General features: G+C 69.1%; 12 protein-coding genes and 2 pseudogenes. 10 read left to right on the forward strand and 4 right to left on the reverse strand.

All coding sequences use genetic code 11. From position 1 onward, the window contains the following. The first annotated feature begins 16 nt into the window (after window positions 1–16). The 5 genes and pseudogenes from PQB87_RS21785 (at window position 17) to PQB87_RS21805 (ending at window position 5,307) form a co-directional block, all read left to right on the forward strand. A complete protein-coding gene (locus tag PQB87_RS21785; protein WP_489243770.1) occupies window positions 17–442 on the forward strand; it encodes a GNAT family N-acetyltransferase in 426 nt (141 codons plus the stop codon). A gap of 189 nt (window positions 443–631) precedes the next feature. Beyond that, window positions 632–2,313: pseudogene (locus PQB87_RS21790) on the forward strand (ankyrin repeat domain-containing protein). A 210-nt stretch (window positions 2,314–2,523) separates the two neighbouring features. Further along, a complete protein-coding gene (locus PQB87_RS21795; protein ID WP_489243772.1) occupies window positions 2,524–3,384 on the forward strand; it encodes an isocitrate lyase/PEP mutase family protein in 861 nt (286 codons plus the stop codon). Window positions 3,385–3,721: 337 nt separating this feature from the next. Continuing rightward, window positions 3,722–3,988, forward strand: a complete 267-nt coding sequence (locus PQB87_RS21800) for a YodC family protein (RefSeq protein WP_021164209.1) — start codon at window positions 3,722–3,724, stop codon at window positions 3,986–3,988. 101 nt (window positions 3,989–4,089) lie between these two features. Then, window positions 4,090–5,307, forward strand: a complete 1,218-nt coding sequence (locus PQB87_RS21805) for a cytochrome P450 (RefSeq protein ID WP_489243774.1) — start codon at window positions 4,090–4,092, stop codon at window positions 5,305–5,307. Window positions 5,308–5,322: 15 nt separating this feature from the next. Here the strand turns inward: PQB87_RS21805 and PQB87_RS21810 are convergent, their stop codons facing one another. Next, entirely contained in the window at window positions 5,323–5,649 is a 327-nt protein-coding gene (locus PQB87_RS21810) for a superinfection immunity protein (RefSeq protein WP_011354384.1), read from the reverse strand. Between the two features lie 101 nt (window positions 5,650–5,750). Beyond that, window positions 5,751–6,170, reverse strand: a complete 420-nt coding sequence (locus PQB87_RS21815) for a rhodanese-like domain-containing protein (RefSeq protein ID WP_489243777.1) — start codon at window positions 6,168–6,170, stop codon at window positions 5,751–5,753. Window positions 6,171–6,281: 111 nt separating this feature from the next. Here PQB87_RS21815 and ftrA point away from each other — a divergent pair, with 111 nt between their 5' ends. Next, a complete protein-coding gene (ftrA, locus tag PQB87_RS21820) occupies window positions 6,282–7,256 on the forward strand; it encodes a transcriptional regulator FtrA (RefSeq protein WP_111939356.1) in 975 nt (324 codons plus the stop codon). A gap of 169 nt (window positions 7,257–7,425) precedes the next feature. Here ftrA and PQB87_RS21825 read toward each other — a convergent pair whose 3' ends face one another. Both PQB87_RS21825 and adiC read right to left on the reverse strand, forming a co-directional pair. Next, window positions 7,426–9,765 carry an Orn/Lys/Arg family decarboxylase gene (locus tag PQB87_RS21825; protein ID WP_489243779.1) on the reverse strand — a complete coding sequence of 780 codons (2,340 nt, stop codon included), beginning with the start codon at window positions 9,763–9,765 and terminating at the stop codon, window positions 7,426–7,428. Between the two features lie 3 nt (window positions 9,766–9,768). Next, window positions 9,769–11,301, reverse strand: a complete 1,533-nt coding sequence (gene adiC / locus PQB87_RS21830) for an arginine/agmatine antiporter (RefSeq protein ID WP_060066669.1) — start codon at window positions 11,299–11,301, stop codon at window positions 9,769–9,771. Between the two features lie 432 nt (window positions 11,302–11,733). Here adiC and PQB87_RS21835 point away from each other — a divergent pair, with 432 nt between their 5' ends. From PQB87_RS21835 to PQB87_RS21850, 4 genes and pseudogenes are all read left to right on the forward strand, one after another. After that, complete coding sequence (locus PQB87_RS21835; protein ID WP_059687026.1) at window positions 11,734–12,804, forward strand: NAD(P)H-dependent flavin oxidoreductase; 1,071 nt, start codon at window positions 11,734–11,736, stop codon at window positions 12,802–12,804. Window positions 12,805–12,885: 81 nt separating this feature from the next. Then, entirely contained in the window at window positions 12,886–14,340 is a 1,455-nt protein-coding gene (locus tag PQB87_RS21840) for a M20 family metallopeptidase (protein ID WP_111939358.1), read from the forward strand. A gap of 40 nt (window positions 14,341–14,380) precedes the next feature. Further along, window positions 14,381–15,490, forward strand: a complete 1,110-nt coding sequence (locus tag PQB87_RS21845) for a malate/lactate/ureidoglycolate dehydrogenase (RefSeq protein WP_489243782.1) — start codon at window positions 14,381–14,383, stop codon at window positions 15,488–15,490. Window positions 15,491–15,585: 95 nt separating this feature from the next. Further along, window positions 15,586–15,750, forward strand: a pseudogene (locus tag PQB87_RS21850) (TfoX/Sxy family protein); the annotation flags it as partial. Window positions 15,751–15,770: the final 20 nt, after the last annotated feature.

Consider the following 15,770-nt stretch of genomic DNA (forward strand, 5'->3'; position numbering starts at 1 on the left):
CAACCAGGCTCGACCGATGACGTTCACATACGAGGTGACCGACGCGGGCGACGTGAACGTTCGCAAGCAGATCGTCGCGCCGCTCGTCCGATTCAACGAAAGCCAGGCGGGCCCGAACGACTTCCGTGCGCTGGCCGTGGTCGTGACCGACGCCGAAGGCACGGTAGTCGGCGGCTTGTGGGGCAGCACGGCGTACGGCTGGCTGCATGTCGACCTGCTCGTGGTGCCCGAGGCCGCGCGCGGCCAGGGTGCGGGCACGCGCATCATGGATCTGGCCGAGGCGGAAGCCGTCGCGCGCGGATGCCACGGCGCGTGGCTCGACACGTTCGACTTCCAGGCGCGGCCGTTCTACGAGAAACGCGGTTATGTCCGCTTCGGCGAGCTGCCGAACTATCCGGCCGGACACACGCGCATTTTCCTGACGAAGCAGCTTGCAGGCTGAGCATCGCCGCATGGGGCGGCCCGGTTGACGAGGTCGCCGGCGGTCGCCTAGGATAGCGACCAGCGATGCAGGTCGCTTCCGGGTCCGCGGAAAGGGTTCAACCCACCTGTCGCAGCAAATCCAGTCTTCCTCCTGTCCTTTGTGCTGGCGGTATTGCGGACCTTCGGCCATGACTGCACGAGGATTCGCATGAAAAAGCTGCCTCCCGGGGCCAATCCCGAACATCTGAAAAAGCAGGCCAAGGCGTTGTTGCGCCTGTACCGGCAGGGGGACGCCGACGCCGTCGCGCGTTTTGTCCGGTTTCTCCCCGCCGCCGCCAACCGCACGCACGACGAAGCGCTCGCGCTCGGGCTCCGGCTGCACGATGCGCAGTCGTGCATTGCGCGCGAGTACGGTTTCGCGTCATGGGCCGATCTCGGCGCGTTCGTAGAAACGCACGCGCTCGCCGGGCAACAGCGGTCGGCGTTGATCCGGCGCTGGCTCGACCTGGCGTACGGCGCCGACGTGACGGGCGGTCTCGACGCGGCCCGGCCGCGCGTCGCCGCGCAACTGCTGCTCGACCGGCCCGATCTCGTTGCAAGCGATCCGACCGTCGCATGCGCGGCCGGTGACCTCGATGCCGTGAAGGCGGCGCTGGCCGCCGATCCCGGATGGATCGCGCGCGCCGGCGGCGTGCTGAAGCTGCCGCCGCTGGTTGCCGTCACGCATTCGCGGCTCGGACAGATTCCCGGGTTCGCCGTCCGGCTGCGCGCCTGCGCACGTCATCTGCTCGATGCCGGCGCCGATCCGAACCAGCGGATCGGCAACCGGTTTCCGCCGGCGTCGCTCGCCGCGCCCGACGAAGCGGGGCCGCTGTCGGCGCTGTACGGTGCCGCGGGCGTCAATCGCGATCCGGTTCTGACCGCGATGCTGCTGGAAGCCGGCGCCGACCCGAACGACGGCGAATCGCTCTATCACTCGGTGGAAAATCCGGCCTGTACGCGCCTGCTGCTCGAACATGGCGCGCGGGTGGGCGGGACGAATGCGTTGCGTCGCGCATTCGACATGCGCGATGCGGACGCGCTCGAACTGCTGCTCGCGCATGGCGGCGACCCGAACGAGCCGCCCGGCGAGGGGCTGGCGCAGACCTGGGGCGCACCGTTGTTGCGGGCGATCGGCGTGCGCTGCTCGGCACGCCACGTCGCCGCGCTGCTGGCGGCCGGCGCCGATCCCCGCGCGCGGACCCCGGCGGGCGTCAGTGCGTACCGGCTGGCGATGCAGACCGGACTGTCCGAGGTCGCCGCGTTGTTGCGTGCGGCGGGCGCGGAAGAGACGCTCGACGCCGAGGACACGTTCGTGGCGGCCTGCGCGCGCGCCGACGCCGACGATGCGCGACGCATCCAGGCACGGCATCCGGCAGCAGCCGCAGCCGCTCGCCGGGCGCGCTGCCCGGCGAGCGGCTGCGGCTGCTGCCGGATGCCGCCGCTTGGGGGGCGGGCGACGCGGTGAAGGTCATGGTCGAACTGGGCTGGCCGATCGCGGCGCGGGGCGGCGACTGGGACGCGAGCGCGCTGAATCACGCGGTGTTTCGCGGCGATGCGGGCTTGCTGGCGTTCCTCCTCGAGCACGGCGCGAGCTGGCGTGACATGCACGGGTTCGACAGCGATGCGCTCGGCACATTGTCCTGGGCATCCGTCAACGAACCGGAGCATGTCGGCGCCGCCGACTGGGAGGCTTGCGCGCGGGTGCTGCTCGCGCACGGTGTGCCGCAAGCCGCGCGGGACCCGTCGAATCCGGACGGCGTACTGATCGACGGTCGCGCGATGCGTTTCTCCGAAGCCGTCACCGACGTGTTGCTCGGCATCGACGGCGGGCCACCGGCGGCACGGTAAGCCGTTATCGGTTGGCAACAGACGGGCGGCGGTGTCGGCCCGCTCGTTGCCGGTTGCTTGTTATCGGCTACCGGCTTCCAGCTTCCAGCTTCCGGCGCGCAGTCGGCGCATCGCTTTTTTCCTGTCGCGCGACGACATTTCGATGAACGCTGAAACGTCGCGTGCACGATCGGCGTAAGCTCGGCCGTCAACTTCCTCCTGGAGCCCGCGATGACCCGTTCCGATCTTCGAGCCCGCCAAGCCGAAGCCTTCCGCGCCCTGCATGCACGTGCCGGTGCCTTCATCATCCCGAACCCGTGGGACGCCGGTACCGCGCGCCTGCTCGCGATGGCCGGCTTCGAGGCGCTCGCGACCACGAGCGCCGGCTACGCCTTTTCGAAAGGCCGGCCCGACTATGCGATCGACCGCGGCGAGATGCTCGATCACATCGCCGAGATCGCCGCCGCGGGCGGCCTGCCCGTGAGCGCCGACCTCGAGAACGGCTTCGGCGATGCGCCCGACACGGTGGCCGAGACGATCCGGCTCGCGGCCGAGGCCGGCGCGGTCGGCGGGTCGATCGAGGATGCGACAGGCCGCGCCGACGCGCCGATCTATGCGCACGAAGCGGCGGTCGAGCGCATCGCGGCGGCCGCCGACGCGGCGCGTGCGCTGCCGTTTCCGTTCACGCTGACCGCGCGCTGCGAAAACTACCTGCACGGCCGCCACGACCTCGCCGACACGATTGCGCGGCTCGTCGCCTATCGCGACGCGGGCGCCGACGTGCTGTATGCGCCGGGCATCACCGATGCGGACGACATCGCGGCGGTGACGCGGGCGGTCGGCGCACCCGTGAACGTCGTGATGGGGCTGCAGGGCGGATTGCTGAGCGTCGACGCACTGGCGGCGCTCGGCGTGAAGCGCGTGAGTGTCGGCGGCGCACTCGCGCGGGCCGCGCTCGGCGCGTTCCTGCGCGCCGCGAAGGAGATGGCGCAGGACGGCACGTTTACGTTCACGCAAGCGGCCGTTCCCGGGCGCGATATCAACCGCTGGTTTGCGTCGCCGGATAATTCACCGGTTTTGTTCGATGAATGAGTGTAAATAAATCGTGGGATCGTTCCCAATCGAAAAGTTGATTGACAATAATCAATCGATTTCACGTCGGAATTAAACGTCGGTGACGACGTAAAATACATCGTCTATTCTCCGCATTTCACCCGTTCGACCGGGTCCGGCGCGCAAGCCGTGCCGGATCGGGCGGCCGGGCACCCGCCGGGCGCGTCGATGGCGCGCATTGTTGCATTTTCCCGATCATGACATTTTTGAAAAGGGGAGTTGCCGGCCGGTTTTTTGATTGATAATCTGCGGCACGTTCGAATGAACCGCTGGTGAGCCGCCGGTAATATCGATATATAAAAATGCTGAGAGAGCGATGACGATCCGAGAAAATCAACGCGTCAGGTTTCGCGTCGGCGATGTCGTGACGCTGAAGACGGGCGGGCCGCGCATGACCGTGACCTATGCCGGGCCGGTCGTATTCGACGACGGCGACTGGCTGATCTGCCAGTGGTTCGACGAACACGGCGAATTCCGGCAGGAAATGTTCCCTCACGACACCGTGGTGCCGGAGCCGCGCGCGATTTCGGCCGGGCGTGTCCGCATGCGCATGCAGGCACATCGCTACCGGTCGGCTGCCTGACAATCACCTGACATCGCGATGCGGCCGCACGCGGCGCCCGCGCCGCGACATTTCACGCCGGCCCGAAACATGCGGCGGTGCACTCCGCCGATACTGTCTGCATGAACCCGACCGATCCCATCGCAGCGGTTACGCACCGCGATCCCTATCCCTACTATGCGGCGCTCGTCGACGGGCCGCCGCTCGCGTTCGACGCCACGCTCGGCCTGTGGGTCGCGAGCCGCGCGGCCGCCGTGACGGCCGTGCTCGGCCATCCGGCCTGCCGCGTACGCCCGCTGGACGCGCCCGTGCCGCCCGCGTTGCGCGGCACGACGGCCGGCGCGCTGTTCGGCGAGCTGGTGCGCATGAACGACGGCGCGTTGCGGCACGACGTGCCGAAGCAGGCGCTGCGCGCGGCGTTCGCGCCGATCGACGCGGCTGCACTGCGCGACCGTGCCATGCAGCTCGCCGCGCGGCGCCTGCCGCCGCCGGGCGATGCCGGCGCGCTGAACACGTGGTGCATGACGGTGCCCGTCTGCGCGGTCGCCGATCTGCTGGGATTCGACGAGACGCAGCTCGACGCGATCGCGGCGCAGGTGGTCGACTTCGTCGCGGCGCTGTCGCCGCTGTCCGATGCCGAGGCGCTGGCCCGCGCGAGCGACGCCGCGCGACAGTTGCTCGACCGGATGACGGTGCGCGTCGCGCAGACGCACGCACACGACGGCACGCTCGTCGCCGCCGTGCAGCAGGCGGCCCGTGCGGCGGGCTGGCAGGCAAGCGGCGCGTTGGTCGCGAACCTCGTCGGGCTGCTGTCGCAGACGTGCGAGGCGACCGCCGCCTGGCTCGGCAATGTGCTGGCGGCGTGGAACGGGGGCGCGGAAGCGGGCTTGGAAGCGGGCTTAGAAGCGGGTTTAGAAGCGGGCGTGGGCGCCGCGCGCGTCGTGCCGGACGATGCCGCGCTCGACGCGTTCGTTGCCGAAGTCGGGCGCTTCGATTCCCCGGTGCAGAACACGCGCCGCTTCGTCGCATCGCGCACGACGATCGAAGGCGTGACCGTCGAAGCCGGTGCCGCGATCCTCGTCGTGCTCGCCGCGGCGAACCGCGACCCGGCCGTGCATCGCGATCCGCACCGGCTGATGCCCGGCCGCGCGGCCGGGCCGAATTTCGGCTTCGGCACGGGACCGCATGGCTGCCCGGGCGAGCGGATCGCACGGGCGGTGACAGCGGGGGCGTTCGGGGCGTGGCTGCGTGCGGGCGGCGGGCCGCGGCACGACGGGCTGGCGTGGCATTACCGCGCGTCGACCAACGTCAGGATGCCGAAGTTCGACGCGGCAGGGTGATCGGGAAAGAGGGACTTAACGGCAGCCTTGCTTTTCCGCCCATTGCTCCTGGGCGGCGACACGGCGCTGCACGCGCTCGACGAGACCGGTTGAAAAGGTCCGCATGCTGATGCCGCGACGCTTGGCGAGGATCGTCTGCGCGACATCGGTGCGCGGGTTCGGCTGGCAGGCCCAGTACAGCGTCATCAGCCAGCCGATGCCGGTCCACCCGAACAGCGCGTTGAACATCGCGACCGTCAGCTTGTCGTGCCGGCCACGCCGGTCGGCAATGACCGCCGGCAGAAAATAGATCGCGATCGCGGCCACCGAACCGGCCACTTGAATCAGGACTGCGTTCTGCATGTTGCTGCTCCATCCGAACTGCAATGGAGCCGATTGTCGCGCTTTTTCCGTTCGCGTGCAGGCCGCGCGCAGACAATTGATTGTTGCGGTTTTAATGATGATCAGCCGGCCTCGGTGTCCGCCGCCTGCATTTCGTTGCTCAGCGCGAAACCTTCGTCGCGCCAGCCCGTCACGCCGCCGATCATCAGCTTGACCGGCCGGCCGAGGCGTGCGAGCTGGATCGCCGCGCGCGCGGCGCCGTTGCAGTGCGGGCCCGCGCAGTAGACGACGAACAGCGTGCCGGCCGGATAGCCGGCGAGCTTGCTCTCGACGATCTTGCGGCGCGGCAGGTTGCGCGCGCCGGGCACGTGGCCGGCGGCGAACTGGTCGGGGCCGCGCACGTCGAGCAGCGCGAAATCGGGCGCACCCGATGCGAGCGCGTCGTGCACGTCCCAGCAATCGGTCTCGAAGCGCAGCGACGCCTCGAAATGCGCGAGGGCGGCGGGGCTGTCGGCAGCGGGGACGTCGGTGACGTAGGACATGGTCAAGTTCTCCTGAAGGTTGCGCGGAACGCAGTGGAATGAAGGGCAGTATCGCGGTTCGGCGGCCGTCGCGGCAGTGGCGCGATCGACAAGTTCCGGTAACATCGCGCCATGCACAATCATCTCGTCGTCGCGCTCGCCTACGATCGCCTCTGCACCTTCGAATTCGGCTGCGTGGTCGAACTGTTCGCGCTCGAACGCCCCGAGCTCGGGGTCGACTGGTATCGCTTCGCGGTCTGCGCGAGCGAGCCGGGGCCCGTGCGCGCGGCGGGCGGCATCACGGTCGCCGCGCCGTATCGGCTCGCGACGCTCGATCGCGCCGATACCATCGTGATTCCCGGCTGGCGCGATCCGGACGAACCGCCGCCGGAACCGTTGCTGAAAAAGCTGCGGGCCGCGCATCGCCGTGGCGCGCGGCTTTGCTCGATCTGCTCGGGCGTGTTCGTGCTGGCCGCGGCCGGCGTGCTCGACGGCCTCACGGTCACGACCCACTGGCGCTATGCGGAGAAACTGCAGGCGCGTTATCCCGCGCTGCGCGTGAATCCCGATGCGCTTTACGTCGACGAAGGGCAGGTCGTCACGTCGGCCGGATCGGCGGCGGGGCTCGACATGCTGCTGCATCTCGTGCGCCGCGATCACGGCGGCGCGATCGCGAACCGGGTCGCGCAGCGCCTCGTGCTGCCGCCGCATCGCGACGGCGGCCAGGCGCAGTTCGTGCCGCGCCCGGTCGCGCCGGGCGGCACCGACCGGCTCGCGAAGCTGATCGACTGGATGCGTGCGCACGCGGCCGAGCCGCACACGCTCGCGTCGCTCGCCGCGCAGGCCGCGATGAGCACGCGCACGCTGCAGCGGCAGTTCGCTGACGCGACGGGGATGTCGCCGCTCGCATGGCTGATCCGCGAACGCGTGAACGTGGCGAAGGACATGCTCGAAGCGCATCCCGCGCTGTCGCTCGCGCAGGTGGCGGCGCGTGCGGGGTTCGGTTCAGAGGAGTCGCTGCGGCGGCATTTCCGGCGCGTCGCGGCGACGAGCCCGGCCGCGTACCGGCGCGGGATGAATCGCGGCGAACACGCGCGGGACGTTTGAGCGCGGTGCCGGTTTCTGTCGACGTTTTCCGCGGGTGACAACCGCAGTCGCGCAAGATCGTCCAGCACCGGGAGCAGCCGGCCGCTCGAGCGGCCGCACGGCCGACGCCGGCTGCAAGTGGCGACGCCGACACGCGCCGGCCGGCGCGTGTCGGCGTCGCGTCGCGCACTCAGTGCGTGCTGGTATCGCGCGCCTTCTGCTTGATGCACGCGATCCGGTACACGCCATCCTCGACTTCGACACCGTGCGTGTCGTGCGTGAAGCCCGGGAAGCGCAGGTCGTACTGCTCGAGCGCCTTCAGGTAGCCGAGCAGCGGGCCGTCGGCCGGCCCCGCATTCTCGCCGGGCATCAGCAGCGGAATGCCGGGCGGATAGGGCACGACGCCCGTCGCGACGGTGCGGCCTTCCATCTCCGACAGCTCCAGCATCTCGATGTCGTTGTGCACGAGATGCTCGAACGCCTCGGCCGGGCTGTAATCGGGCTTCGGCAGCGTCGAGAAGCCGCGCGACATCATCTCGGTCGTCTTCAGGTCGCTCATCGCGCTGAACATCAGGTCGCACAGGTCGCGCAGGCCGAGCTTGCCGTAGCGTTCCGGATAGTGCGCGACGAGTTCGGGCAGCGCCTGTTCGAGCGGCGCGTTCGCGTCGTAGTCGCGCTTGAAATCGAGCAGCGTGTTGACGAGCGTGCCCCACTTGCCCTTCGTCACGCCGAGCGAGAACAGGAACAGGATCGTGAAGTCGGTCGTCTTCTCGACGACGATCCCGTGCCGGTCGAGATACGCGGTGACGACCGATGCCGGAATGCCGACCGGCATCAGCCCGCCGTGCGACGCGACGCCCGGCGTGACGATCGACACCTTGATCGGGTCGAGCATGCAGTAGTCGTCCTCGATATCGCCGAAGCCGTGCCACGTGTCGCCCGGATGCAGTACCCAGCACGACGGGTCGGTGGCGAGCAGCGTCTCGTCCGCTTCGTGGAAGCGCACGCGGCGGCCCGTCTTGCGATCGACGACGCTGTCGGGCTGCCAGCCGTTGAAGAACCAGTCGTTGTTCTCCGCGCATTCCGCATGCAGGCGCGCAAGCATCTGGCGGAACGCGACGGCCTCGCGGATCGCGTCGGTCGTCAGCGCCTCGCCGCCGGGGCCGTCCATCATCGCGGCGCTCACGTCGTTCGACGCGATGATCGCGTAGTTCGGCGACGTCGACGCGTGCATCATGTACGCCTCGTTGAAGCGCGCATGCTCGATCGGGTTGCGGCCGTTGCGGACGTGGATGAACGACGCCTGCGACAGCGCGGCGAGCAGCTTGTGCGTCGATTGCGTCGCGAACACCGTCGGCTTGCTCGCGTCGTGCTGCGACGGATCGCCGTGCATCGCATGACGGTCGCGGTAGATCGGGTTGAAGCGCGCGTAGCCGTACCACGCCTCGTCGAAATGCAGTCGGTCGACGCTCTGGCCGAGCAGTTCCTCGACGCGCGCGACGTTGTAGCAGAGGCCGTCGTACGTCGAGTTCGTGATCAGCGCATGCACGGGCGTCGGATCGATGCCGTCGCGGCCGCGCACGAGCGGGTTCGCGTCGATCGCGAGCCGCACGGCGGCGGCCGTCAGCCGTTCCGGCATGATCGGCCCGATGATCCCGTAATGGTTGCGCGACGGAATCAGGTAGGTCGGAATCGCGCCGGACATCGTCATCGCGTGCTCGGCCGACTTGTGGCAGTTGCGGTCGCACAGCGCGACCTGGTTGCGCGTGACGCTCGCCATCAGGATCACGCGGTTCGACATCGACGAGCCGTTCGTCACGTGATACGTGCGGTGCGCGCCGAACACGCGCGCCGCGTAGCGTTCGCTTTCGCCGATCGGGCCGGAGTGGTCGAGCAGCGAGCCGAGTTCGCCGACCGAGATCGACAGGTCCGAGCGGAACAGCGCCTCGCCGAAGAATTCGAAGTATGCGCGGCCGACCGGCGATTTCAGGAACGCGGTGCCGCCCGTGTGACCGGGTGTGTGCCACGAGTATTCGTACACGCGCGAGAATTTCGCGAGCGCGCGGAACATCGGCGGCAGCACGGTCTCGCGGTAGCGTTCGATCGCGGCGACGATCCGCCCGCCGATGAACGCGGTGGTGTCCTCCAGCATCCAGATGAAGTCGTCGGCCTTGCGCATCGCGTCGACGGGAATCGCGGAGGCGCTCGCACGGCTCGCGAGCAGGAACACGGGCACGGTCGCGTTGCGCGCGCGCATTGCGTCGAGCACGGCTTGCGCGGGCGCGTGGCCGGCGTCGTTGCCGAGTTCCCAGTTGAGCAGCAGGCACTGGATCGCCGGATCGGCGGCGACGACCGCGCAGGCGTCGTCGGCGGACGTCGCGATCACGACGTCGACGAGCCGGGTGCGCAGCTCCTCGGCAAGCGCCGTCGCGGCGCGCCCGGTGGCCGTGCGTTCGTCGATGTCGTGCTGCACGAGCAGCGCCTTCATGCCGAGGCGGCGGAAGGCCGGTTGGGTCAAGGAAGCGGTCATGTGTCATTCCCCCGTTTGCTGGGTTGCCTGGACGCTCGCGGCAACGGCCGGCGAGCGCGCGTGAAGGGTGTCGGCCTGGTGACGGCCCACGGAAATCCAGAAGGTCGCGGCGAGCGCGGCGATGGTCACGCCGAGCGCGAGATAGCGCACCCAACGCGGCGAGCGGCCGCCCGGATGGACATGGGTTTCCTCGATCTCGCGCTGGCGGTTGATCGACAGCTCGTAGAAGACGATCGTCGCGATGACGAAGATCAGCGACCAGCGCGTCTGCTGGCCGTCGGAGCCGACCATCGCCCACAGCGCGTAGACGGCGCCGATCAGGCCGACGATCGTGTAGAACGTGAACTGGTGCGACGGCATCTTGCCGTAGCCGAGCACCTTGATCGCGATGCACGAATAGATGTACGGCAGCAGCGTCATGATCACGGCGATCGACGCGATCTTGCCGAACTGCTCGCTGGCGCTCGGCGACATCGTCGCGAGCACCTGCACCGACATGATCAGCGCGACGATCGCGAGGCCGGCCGACGGCACGTTCTTCGAGTTGACGCGCGCGAACACGCTGGCGAACAGGCCGTCGTCGGCCGCGGCCTTCGCGGTCTGGCCGACCAGCAGCGTCCAGCCCGCGAGCGAGCCGAGGCAGCCGAGCGCCGCGCACAGCGCGACCGCGTTCGCGGCCGTATTGCCGAGCGCGAGGCGCGCGGCATCCGCGAACGGCGCGCTCGATGCGAGCAGCGCCTTGTTCGGGATCATCCCCATGATCACGGTCGAGCTGAGCACGTAGCAGACGGCCGCGAGCACCACGCCGCCGACGGTCGCGATCGGCACGTTGCGCGACGGATTCTCGACGACGCCGGCCGATACCGACGCGCTTTCCACGCCGATGAACGCCCACAGCGTGAAGTTCAGCGTCGCGCCGATCGCGCTGAAGCTGTTGGTGCCCGACACGTTCCAGCCGGCGAAATACACGTCCTTGCTGAACCAGAACCAGCCGAACACGGCCATCCCGAGGATCGGCACGAGCGCGAGGACCGTCGTGACCGACTGCACGCGGCCGACGACGTTCGGCCCGAGGATGTTCGCGTACGTGAACAGCCAGATCACGAAGATCTGCGCGAGCGCGAACACGAGCGGATCCTTCAGTACCGGGAAGAAATGCGTGAGGTAGCCGAGGCCGGCGACCGCGAGGCCGACGTTGCCGAGCACGTTCGCGAGCCAGTAGATCAGGTTGGTCTGGTAGCCCATGTACGGGCCGAACGACTTGCGCGCATACGCGTACGGGCCGCCGGCGGCCGGGTCGATCGCGGCGAGCTTCGCGAACACGAGCGCGAGCGACACGGCGCCGACGACGGTGATCAGCCAGCCGAAGATCGCGATGCCGCCGGTCGCGGCGAGGTTCGCGGGCAGCATGAAGACGCCGGAGCCCATCATGTTGCCCGCGACCATCAGCGTGGCGGGAATGACGCCGATTTTCGGCGCGGAAGCCGCGGCCGGCGTGGCGGCGGCGCGGGAGGAGGACGAGCTGGCATCGGACATGCGACGCTCCTTGAGAAGACGTGTTTCGGTTGAGGTGACGCGGTGTGGCGCCGGTCGACGATTCCGGTGTGGTTCGTCGTTTTAATTGACGCGTTCATGTTATCGCTCGGGGCGATTATTAATAAGGGTAAACGCCGGTATTTAATAACTTGAATATTGATGAATGTCATTGAAGCCGGTGAAACGGTGTTTGGCTTCGGGTTCGGCGGCCCGTGTGGAAAGGCCGGAGAGCGTTTTTGCCGATTCCGGTCCGGGCGGGTGGGATCGTGCCGCGGAAGCTTCGATGAATAAACGCTTTTACTAACCGGTTAAATCAATCCGTGATGTAAATGGCGTGGCAATCGGAGTTTGAGTTTGTCGGTTATTATCGGGCGCATTAAATGCGCGCCGCCGGCGCGCGCGACCACCGCTGCTTCCCCGAGGATGATTCCGATGACGATGCTGCCTTCCCGTTTGCCGCTGATCCAGGCCCCGATGGTCGGTTCACTGAGCCCGCTCGCGATCGCCGTGTGCGAAGCCGGCGGGCTCGGCTCGCTCGCCTGCGCGGCACTGGGCCCGCAGCAATTGCGCGACGAGATCGCGGCGATCCGGGCGCGCACGAGCGCACCGTTCAACGTGAACTTCTTCTGCCATACGCCGCCGGCGCCCGATGCCGCGGTCGACGCGCGCTGGCGCGCGGCGCTCGCGGGCTACTACGCGGAAGCCGGGCTCGATCCGGCCGACGTGAAGGGCGGCCCCGGACGCGCGCCGTTCGACGATGCGATGTGCGCGGTCGTCGAGGAGTTGCGGCCGGCCGTCGTGAGCTTTCACTTCGGGCTCCCGGACGATCCGCTGCTCGATCGCGTGCGGCGCACGGGCGCGCAGGTCGTCTCGTCCGCGACGACCGTCGAGGAAGCGCGCTGGCTGGATGCGCGCGGCGTCGACGCGATCGTCGCGCAGGGTGCGGAGGCCGGCGGCCATCGCGGCATGTTCCTGACCGACGACATCCATGCGCAGCCGGGCCTGTTCGCGTTGCTGCCGCAGATCGTCGACGCGGTGCGCGCGCCGGTGATCGCCGCCGGCGCGATCGCCGACGGGCGCGGCATCGCGGCCGCGTTCGCGCTCGGCGCACGCGCGGTGCAGATCGGCACCGGTTACCTGCTGACGCCGCAAGCCGGCCGCTCGGCGCAGCATCGCGCGGCGGTGCGCGCCGCGCGCGACGACGGCACGCGCCTGACCAACCTGTACACGGGCCGCCCCGCGCGCGGGTTGCTGACGCGCTTCATGCGCGAACAGGGGCCGATGAGCGCGCTCGCGCCGGCGTTTCCGCTCGCGACGGCCGTGGTCGATCCGCTGCGCGGCGCGTTCGAGCGGCAGGGCCGCGACGACTTCTCGGTGCTGTGGTCGGGCGAGGCCGCGGCGCTCGCGCGTGAAGAGGATGCGGGCGAGCTGACGCAGCGCCTGTGGCGCGATGCGCTGGCATGTGCGGCGGGGCTGCGCGACGCGTTTCCGCAGGCGCGCTGAGCGACCGGGAAGGGGGCGCAGGCGCGGGAGCATCGGCGTATCATCTGAGTTTTCGTCAGCCCGATCCAGGCACCCCCCACCATGACCTCCGTCGACACTACCCCCGTCCTCGACCATGACAAGCTCGTTACCTTCATCGAGCGCAAGTGGAACGATGAAATCCTCCACGCACTGACCGACTACATCGCGATCCCCGCGAAGAGCCCGGCATTCGACCCCGACTGGGCGAAGCGCGGTTATCTCGAGCGCGTCGTCACCGATGCCGCGCAGTGGGCCGAGCGACAGCCCGTGAAAGGCCTGAAGCTCGAGATCGTGCGCCTGCCGGGCCGCACGCCGGTGATCTTCTTCGAATCGCCCGCCACGCGCTCGGGCAGCACCGACACGATCCTGCTGTACGGCCACCTCGACAAGCAGCCCGAGTTCGACGGCTGGCGCGCGGACCTCGGCCCGTGGACGCCGAAGTACGAGAACGGCAAGCTGTACGGCCGCGGCGGCGCGGACGACGGTTATGCGATCTACGCGAGCCTCGCCGCGCTCGGCGCGCTCGACGAGCAGGGCATCGAGCGGCCGCGTTGCGTCGGCCTGATCGAGACCTGCGAGGAGTCGGGCAGCTACGACCTGCTGCCGTACGTCGACGCGCTGCGCGACCGGCTCGGCCAGGTGTCGCTCGTCGTGTGCCTCGATTCGGGCGCCGGCAACTATGACCAGATGTGGCTCACCACGTCGCTGCGCGGGCTGGTGTCCGGCGACCTGCAGGTCGAGGTGCTCGAGGAAGGCGTGCATTCGGGCGTGTTCGGCGGCATCGCGCCGTCGAGCTTCCGCGTGATGCGCCAGCTGTTCGAGCGCCTCGAAGATGCGAAGAACGGCAACCTGCTGCCGGGCGTGTTCCATTGCGAGATTCCCGACAGCCGCGTGCGCGAAGCCGACGCAGCCGCCGCGATCCTCGGCGACACCGTGTGGAAGGGGCTGCCGTGGGCCTGCGGCGCGGACGGCAAGCCGGTGCTGCCGACCACGACCGATCCGCGCGAGGCGCTGCTGAATTCGACGTGGCGCCCGTCGCTGTCGGTGACCGGCGCGGCCGGCATGCCGGCGCTCGCGGATGCGGGCAACGTGCTGCGTCCGCGCACCGCGTTCAAGCTGTCGCTGCGCCTGCCGCCGCTCGTCGACGCCGCGCAGGCCGTGCAGCAACTGAAGGAACTGCTCGAACTCGATCCGCCGTATAACGCGAAGGTCACGTTCAAGCCGGACGCGGGTGCCGCGACGGGCTGGAGCGCTCCGGATCTCGCGCCGTGGCTCGCGTCGTCGCTCGATGCCGCGTCGCGCCGCCACTTCGGCGCCGATTGCGCGTACATGGGCCTCGGCGGCACGATCCCGCTGATGAACGTGCTGCAGGAAGGTTTCCCGTCCGCCCAGTTCATGGTGTGCGGCGTGCTCGGGCCGAAGTCGAACGCGCACGGCCCGAACGAGTTCCTGCACGTGCCGTATGCGAAGAAGCTGACGGCGGCGGTCGCGGACGTGATCGCGACCGCGCGCTGAGCGCCACGACTGCCCGCCCCGACCTGACGGAACCTTGCCGATGACCGCCTTGCCGACGCCCGATACCCAACCGCTGCGCATGCGCGCCGAACCGCTGCATGCATTCGTCGCGGCACTCTGGGAACGGGCCGGCAGCGACGAGCGGGAGGCACGGCTCGTCGCCGATCACCTGGTCGGCGCGAATCTCGCGGGCCACGATTCGCACGGGATCGGGATGATCCCGAACTACGTCGCGTCGTGGCGGGAAGGGCAGTTGCAGCTGAACGGGCACGCGTCGATCGTCCGCGACGGCGGCGCGGTGCTGACGATCGACGGCGGGCGCGGCTTCGGCCAGGTGATCGCGTTCGAGGCGATGGTCGAAGGGATCGAGCGTGCGCGGCGCATGGGCATCTGCGCGATCGGGCTGCGCGACGTGCATCATCTCGGCCGCATCGGGCACTGGGCCGAGCAGTGCGCGCGCGCGGGGCTCGTGTCGTTCCATTTCGTCAACGTGCCGGGCGACCTGCTGGTCGCGCCGCTGCACGGCACCGATCCGCGCTTCGGCACGAACCCGTTCTGCGCCGCGTATCCGCGTGCGGGCAGGCCGCCGCTGCTGCTCGATTTCGCGACGAGCGCGATCGCGTACGGCAAGACGCGCGTCGCGTACAACCAGGGCAAGCGCGTGCCGGCCGGGTCGCTGATCGACCATCGCGGCCAGCCGACCGACGATCCGGCCGTGATGCACGAGCAGCCGTTCGGCGCGCTGCTGCCGTTCGGGCTGCACAAGGGTTATGCGCTGGCGGCGATGTGCGAGATTTTCGGCGGTGCGCTCGTCGGCGGGCATACGACCTACGGCGACACGCTGCAGAAGACGAGCGCGATCGTCAACGAGATGCTGTCGGTGCTGATCGACCCGAAGGCATTCGATGCGGCCGATGCGGAGCGTGAAGCCGATGCGTTCGTCGCATGGGCCAAGGCGTCGCCGCCGGCCGGTGACGCGCCGGTACAGGTGCCCGGCGAGCCGGAAGAGGCGAGCCGCGCGGCGCGCGGGGCCGGCGGCATTCCGGTCGACCGCGCGACGTGGCGGCAGATTCGCGAAAGCGCGGCGGCGGTCGGCTTCGACGACGCGGCGCTCGACGCGTGGACGCAGCGTTGTACGGAGCGTGCATGAGCTGGCAGTCGGAGAAGGCACACGGCGAGGAGATCGCGTATCAGCTCGCGCCGCTCGGCAAGGTCGAGGTCGCGCGGTTCTTCAGCGGGGCGGCGATGCGGCTCGATGGCGTGATGTTCGGCTTCATGTCGCGCGGGTCGCTGTTCCTGCGTGTCGACGACGTGAACCGTCCGGCGTTCGTCGCGGCGGGGATGGGGCCGTTCTCGTATGCGAGGCCCACGCGTACCGTCGCGCTCGAGGGCTACTACGAAACACCGGCCGACGTGCTCGAGGATGCGGG

The organism is Burkholderia sp. KL41 (genome assembly GCF_057005415.2).